Annotated in this window: 9 protein-coding genes; all 9 read right to left on the bottom strand. The window is 66.3% G+C overall.

Annotation, left to right across the window (positions count from 1 at the left end; all coding sequences use genetic code 11):
* Positions 1-463 (bottom strand): DNA-formamidopyrimidine glycosylase family protein (locus ZAL01S_RS03620; protein ID WP_280464604.1); only part of this gene is annotated, 463 nt, incomplete at its 3' end.
* Positions 464-471: 8 nt separating this feature from the next.
* Positions 472-1,194, bottom strand: a complete 723-nt coding sequence (gene rnc / locus ZAL01S_RS03615) for a ribonuclease III (RefSeq protein WP_244875318.1) — start codon at positions 1,192-1,194, stop codon at positions 472-474.
* Positions 1,195-1,234: 40 nt separating this feature from the next.
* Positions 1,235-1,438 (bottom strand): 50S ribosomal protein L32, encoded by a 204-nt coding sequence (gene rpmF / locus ZAL01S_RS03610; protein ID WP_066079854.1) that lies wholly within the window; start codon positions 1,436-1,438, stop codon positions 1,235-1,237.
* Positions 1,439-1,510: 72 nt separating this feature from the next.
* Positions 1,511-2,041, bottom strand: a complete 531-nt coding sequence (locus tag ZAL01S_RS03605) for a YceD family protein (RefSeq protein ID WP_066079852.1) — start codon at positions 2,039-2,041, stop codon at positions 1,511-1,513.
* 27 nt (positions 2,042-2,068) lie between these two features.
* Positions 2,069-2,578, bottom strand: coding sequence for a pantetheine-phosphate adenylyltransferase (coaD, locus tag ZAL01S_RS03600; protein ID WP_066079849.1), 510 nt, complete (start codon positions 2,576-2,578; stop codon positions 2,069-2,071).
* 26 nt (positions 2,579-2,604) lie between these two features.
* Positions 2,605-3,912, bottom strand: coding sequence for a Dyp-type peroxidase (locus ZAL01S_RS03595; protein WP_244875317.1), 1,308 nt, complete (start codon positions 3,910-3,912; stop codon positions 2,605-2,607).
* Positions 3,909-4,586, bottom strand: coding sequence for a copper chaperone PCu(A)C (locus tag ZAL01S_RS03590; protein WP_066079847.1), 678 nt, complete (start codon positions 4,584-4,586; stop codon positions 3,909-3,911). Before ZAL01S_RS03590 ends, ZAL01S_RS03595 begins: the two co-directional genes overlap by 4 nt.
* A 3-nt stretch (positions 4,587-4,589) precedes the next feature.
* Complete coding sequence (locus tag ZAL01S_RS03585) at positions 4,590-5,279, bottom strand: copper resistance CopC family protein (RefSeq protein WP_066079844.1); 690 nt, start codon at positions 5,277-5,279, stop codon at positions 4,590-4,592.
* A gap of 112 nt (positions 5,280-5,391) precedes the next feature.
* Entirely contained in the window at positions 5,392-6,021 is a 630-nt protein-coding gene (locus ZAL01S_RS03580; RefSeq protein WP_066079839.1) for a hypothetical protein, read from the bottom strand.
* Between the last annotated feature and the right edge of the window lie 17 nt (positions 6,022-6,038).

The following is a 6,038-nucleotide window of genomic DNA, read 5'->3' as shown; positions in this document are numbered from 1 at the left end:
GGAGTGCTTGCGAGGGCACGAGCTCATCAGCGACATCGGGGGTCGCAACAAGCGGATCCACCGCGAGCGAGCCAAACGTTCGCTGATCCACGAAGGCGATATCGAATCGACCCACGGGCCCGTCCACGCCAATGCGGATGCGCAGGTGCCGGTCATCCACCGCGCCAGGTTCGCGCAGGAGCATCTGACCACTCATGCCGAGGTGCGTCATGAGCGCCCGAGGCACAGGGCGAGACACACCAGCCGACGACGCATCCACAGCAAACGGCACCCAGAGAAACTTCCCACGCCGCCGAGGCTCAGCGAGCACCGCGCCCTCAAGCTGGGCCGCAAAATCTGCAGCGCCTGCCGGATGCCGGGTGAGACCGCGCTCGTCGAACACCTCGACACGCGTCACGACAGCGTCAGTCACCGCCGGTGCAAGGCCGAGACGGACCACCTCAACTTCGGGAAGCTCAGGCATCCGCTCCCCTAACGTTCGCGGCCCGAGAGCTCCTGCCAGGCGCGCATGGCCGCCTCAAGCTCGGCCGCCTTCTTGCTCGTGCCTTGGCCCGTCGCCTCCGCGAGCACGCGCGTGCCCTTGCGCGAGGTGACAACGACACGCGCAACAAAGGAGCGGTCGTGGTCGGGCCCAGTGCCGGACAGCTCGTAGACGGGAGCCTGCCCACCGCGCGCGGCAGCAAGCTCCTGCAACGCCGTCTTCGGATCAAGCGCCGCACCAAGGCGCGACACCTCATCAAACTTCGGCGTCACCAAACGCAGCACGAGATCCCGCGCCGCCTCAGGTCCGGCAGACAGGTACGCGGCACCAAAGACCGCCTCCATCGCATCCGCGAGCAGCGAATCCTTGTCGCGGCCACCCGTGCGCTGTTCACCCTTGCCAAGTCGCAGGTGCGCGCCGAGGCCGATGCCCCGCGCAATCTCGGCGAGTGAGACGGTGGACACGAGCGCATGCGTGTACCGCGAGAGCATCCCCTCGTCGTCATCCGGGCAGTGCTCGTAAAGCCAAATCGCAACCGCCTGACCGAGGATGCGGTCGCCAATAAACTCGAGCCGCTCCGAGTGCTCGCCACCCTGCTCAAACGCGTACGAAGTGTGCGTGAGTGCAGTCTCAAGCAGCGACGGAACGAAATCGACCCCGAGTTCACGTGCCAGCTCAGCCAGCGACGTGGACCCGGGGTCGATTGCAGTCACTCGAATTCGTGAATTCGTGCAGCGTGAAGGACGACGCGATTTACGCGTCGGCGACCTTCTTGCCCTTGTACTCGTAGTGCAGGGGCGTGCCAGCAGCGTCCTCAACGAGCTTCGCGCGGTGCGGGAGGCTGTAGACGACCTTGCCGTTTTCAACGGTCTTCACGAGCGTCGGAACCGACGCCTTCCACTGCGAACGACGCGAGCGCGTGTTCGAGCGGCTCATCTTGCGCTTGGGGAGAGCCATGGTGGCTACCTCTCTTGAATATTTTGGGTCTTGGGGTTCCGCGGCACCGTTGAGTGCCTGGCGGAGTGTGGGCTAATCGTCGCCCTCGGACGTGTTGCCCTCGCGTCCAAACTGCTCGAGCGCGGCCCATCGCGGATCAATCGACTCGCTCGGCTCAGGAAGTGGTTCCGTGAGCTTCTCCCCCGTTGCTGGGTCGAGGCCGAGGCAATCCGGTGTGCAGACCGGCTGGAAAGGCAGGGCAAGCACGACCGCGTCGCGAATCGGAGGTTCAAGGTCGACCGTGTCGTCGTGAACCAAATATTCGAACGCTTCGTCCTGAGCATACGCGAACAGCTCAGCAAAATCGACCTCGAGTTCTTCCTCGATGGGGTCGAGGCAGCGGACGCACTCGGCGGTCATGGTGCCGCGGGCGGCGCCAGACGCAAGGATGCCGTCGTGCAGCGTCTCGAGCTTGAGGTCGATTTCGAGGGGCGATCCCTTGTCGAGTTTCGCCACGCCCTCACCCATCCGCTCGGGCAGGTCGAGGTCGAGTTCGAGCTCGCGCATGGAACCGGGCTTACGGATGATGGTCGCGACATTCACGACAAAGGGGGACGTACTCACCCTGCGAGTCTAGCGATCTTGATCCGATCACTTGCCGAGTTCGATGTGGGGGTCCATGCCACCTTGGAGGAAGTCCTTCACGACCTTCGGCACGTACGGCCCCACATCCCCACCGAGCGACGACACCTGCCTCACGAGCGAACTCGACACGTGTGCGTGCGCCGGATCGGTGAGGAGGAACACCGTGTCGATCCCGGCAAGGTTCTTGTTCACGATCGACATGGGGGTCTCGTAGGCGACGTCCTGCGCAGATCGCAGCCCCTTCACGATGACGTCCGCATCAACCTGCGTGCAGAAGTCGACGAGCAGGCCCATCGCCCACGACGCCACACGGACGTCACCGGGAATCCCCGCCTCGGCGATCGCCGACTGGATGAGTTCCACGCGGCGAGCGATCGGCAAGAGCGCGTGCTTGTCCGGGTTATGGACGACGACGACGTGCACCTGATCGAAGATGGTCGCCGCACGAGCGATGACGTCAAGATGGCCGAGGGTCACCGGGTCAAACGATCCCGGAAGGACTGCAACCTTGCTCATGCGGGCAGCCTACGAGACATGGCTGATCATTCGAAGAGCGCCTTCCCTGGGATCTCACCGAGTTCCCCAAGTCCTGGAATCGCGAACACGGCAGAACCAATCGGCGTCGTCCACGTATTGAGGAGGTCTGCTTCGGCGAGCCGCGCCTGCATGGGCGCGAACTGCTTCTCAGGATTCGCCTGATAGGCCGCAAAAATGAGACCCGAGTCGTTCACCTGGGCACCGCTTCCGGCAGCGCCCGAGAGCGCGGTGTCGTAGTTGTAGGGACGACGCAGGATCCGTTCGGCTCCATCGCCGCGAGCCCGGCGGATGTGCGCGGCCGGCCCGATGACGTGGAAGCCCTGCGGGGTGCGCGCCTCAAAGTCGGGCGCGTCGTGCTCGGTCGTGCCCGTGAGTGGGGCGCCCGAGTCGAGCCGTCGCCCGATCGAGGCTTCGCGGCCGGGGCGGTCCACTTCATCCCAGCGTTCGAGGTCCATGCTGATGCGGCGGATGACGAGGCTCGAGCCGCCGTGGAGCCACGCAGGCTCCCCCGAATCTGAGCCGATCCACACGACCTGGCCGAGGTCTTCGCTCGTGCGTGGGTTCACGGTGCCGTCGAGCTGCCCGAAAAGGTTCCGCATCGTCGTCCCGGTGACGCGGGCGCCGCGAGCGCCAAGGAAGCCGTCCTGCACCCAGCGCACCGTTGTGAAGGCGCGGGCGTCCTTGAGGAGTACGCGCCGCGCGTGTGCCAAGGTGATCGGGTCGTCGGCGCAGATCTGCAGGAGGAAGTCGCCGCCGCTCCAGCGGTCCTCGAGCTTGTCGATCTTGTAGCCCGGGAGCGACTTCAGCCAGCTCGGCTTCGCCACCGGGTTCACGCGGTCGACAAGGCCCGGCCCGTATCCCATCGTGACCGTGAGCCCGGCGGGATCGCCCGCCATTTCGGGTTCCTGGTCGGCGATCGGTGCCGTGCCCGTCATGAGGCGCGCACTGTCGTCAGTGAGGATCTGCAGAAGCGCCTTGATGCGGGATGCTGTCAGCGAGGCATCCAGATCGAAGGCGATGAAGCTCGCGTGCGCCTGCTGCGGCGTGGCGATACCGGGCTGATGGCCCGATTCGATCGTCGCGGTTTCGAAGGCGAAGGCTGCCGCTCGAGCAAGCTCGTCAGGGCTCGGCGCGGATTGCTGCGCGACGGCATCCACTGCGGCACGGCCGCCGAGGGCAGCCGTGGCACCGGCTCCGCCCCATCCCAGCATGCGGACGAAGCCGCGGCGGCTGAGCGAGTGCTCAGCCACCGCAGACTCGTCGACACGGGTTTCGTCAGGGCTCACGCCATCCACACCCGTGGCCTCACTCAAGATGCGGGCGTCTCGCTTGCCATGTCACCGTGGCCAGCCATGTCGCCGTGGCCGTCGTGACCAGCCATGTCGCCGTGGCCCTCGTGACCTGCGCCGTGGCCGCCGTTCGTGAGGCTGCCGTCGGGTGCGTAGCTCTCCTGGGCCCCCGTGTACTCCTTGGCGATGGCGGTCATGGTCGTTGTGCTGCCGTCGTTGAAGTGGATGGTGAGGTCGTAGCTGGCGCCCACTTCGATCGGCTTCGAGAGGTCCATGAGCATGATGTGGTTCGCGCCCGGTTCGAGCTTGAACTCACCGCCAGCAGGGATCGTGAAACCATCTTCAGCGGGCTGCATGACCGAGGAGCCGTCCTGGCCGATGACCGTCTCGTGCAGTTCGACCTTGCCGGCACCGTCGAAGTCGACGGCCTCAATCGTGAGCGGGGTATCCGAGTTGTTCTTGATCGTGCCGAAGACACCGGTCATGTGCCCGTCGGTGGCCTTGATCCAGGGGTCCGTCACCGTGACGGTGGCGCCGTTCTCCTGGTGGCCGACAGCGGCATCCGTGTTCGACGTCGTTGCATCGGCGGCCGGTGAGACCGGGGCATCGCTCGCGCAGGCGGTCACGCCGAGGGCACACACGCTCGCGAGGGCGAGGGCTGCTGCGCTGCGGCGGATCGAGATCGGGAAGGTGTTCATGTTCTAGTTCTCTTTCGTGTCATCCGAGGCCGGGCGTTCTGCCTGACGGCTCTCGGGTGCGGTTCGCAGGGGAAGGTCATCCTGGTGGCGGCCCTTCATGACGAAGGCGATACCGGCGCCGAGGATGACGATGAACCCGATGGCCGTTGCCGTGATGGCGAGCGGCATTGGCAGGCCCGCGACCGTTCCGTCGTTCGGCTGCTGCGACGCGTTCGCATCGCCCGCGGGGGCGGTGCTGGATGCGTCAGGCGCCGTGGATCCTGCCGTGGTGGCGGCACTTGTTGCGGACGGCTCCCCCACCGTGACGGTGAAGGGGATGCTGCCCGAGATGGGGTGTCCGTCACTCGAAACAACGCGCCAATTGGCCGTGTAGTCGCCCTTCGCGAGCGCGGGCACCGTGAAGGTGACACGGTCGCGGTCAAAGGCGGGCTGGCCGAGGGTGATCGTGGCACCGTCGGGGCCGACAAGAGCCGCCTCCGAGCCGACGTTGAGCACCTCGTTGTTGAAGCGGAGCGTCCATTCGGACGGCGCCACATCCAACTCAGATCCCTCCACGATGCTGCTCTCGAGGAGGACATCGTGTGCGTTCGCTGGTGTTGCGGGGACGCACGCGATGAGAGCGGCAAGCCCCAGCACGAGCGCGGTGAGGGTCGCGCGAAGTCGGGCAGAGTACAGACGCAAAGACGTCGACATTGGGTCTCCGGGTGTCGTGGGTTCAGGTGTAAGGTCACAGCTCCCCATCGTGGGGAGGGTTCGAGCCGTGCGGCCTCGCAGGTGAGCGCGCGCACGAGTCCACGTGTTGTGGTTAGACCAGCACCGGTGGGCCACGGAGTCCACCAAGACGTGGGGCGTGCACGGTCGGCCACCCCGTCGAATTCGTCGCCACCGGCAGCATCCGGGCCGCCGAGATGGGGCGGACCGGGGTGAGAAGCGCCACGAGGCGGGCGACGACGTTGAAGGCCGTACTGAGGATCGCGCGAGCGAGACGCTCGGCGTACCAGAGGGCGGCAAGTGTGAGGACGGCCGCGGCGAGGTGGCCGAGGAGCATCAGGAGGCTCGGGGCCACGACCGGCTGGGCGTGCTCGGCCATTGCGGCGAGTGTGTAGGCATCCAGGCCGGTGCCGTGATGTGCGTGGCCGGCGACGTCTGCGAGCTGCAAGGGTGAGCAGTGTCCGGCGATCGCGAAGAGGCCGTGGAAGAGGGCCTGGGAGGCGAGGACTGCCGTCGTCATGCGGAGCTTCGAGATCCGGCGCCCCACAAGCGGCACACACACGCACGCCGCGAGCACGAGTGCCACGGCGAGCGGCAACGGCGCGACAGCGTGGCCATCTGCGAGGCCGTGCGAGAGCGCTGCGGGGCTCGTGGCCGCGAGCGCAGCCAGCCATCCGCGCGTCAACTGGTGACGCGCGCTCCGGGACTCAGGCTGCGCAGACATTCCCTCAAGGATACGTG

Source organism: [Zimmermannella] alba NBRC 15616, from assembly GCF_001570905.1.
Lineage (GTDB): Bacteria > Actinomycetota > Actinomycetes > Actinomycetales > Microbacteriaceae > Pseudoclavibacter > Pseudoclavibacter albus.
Note: the sequence above shows the minus strand (reverse complement) of the source record. Positions and strands in the feature narration are given on the sequence as shown.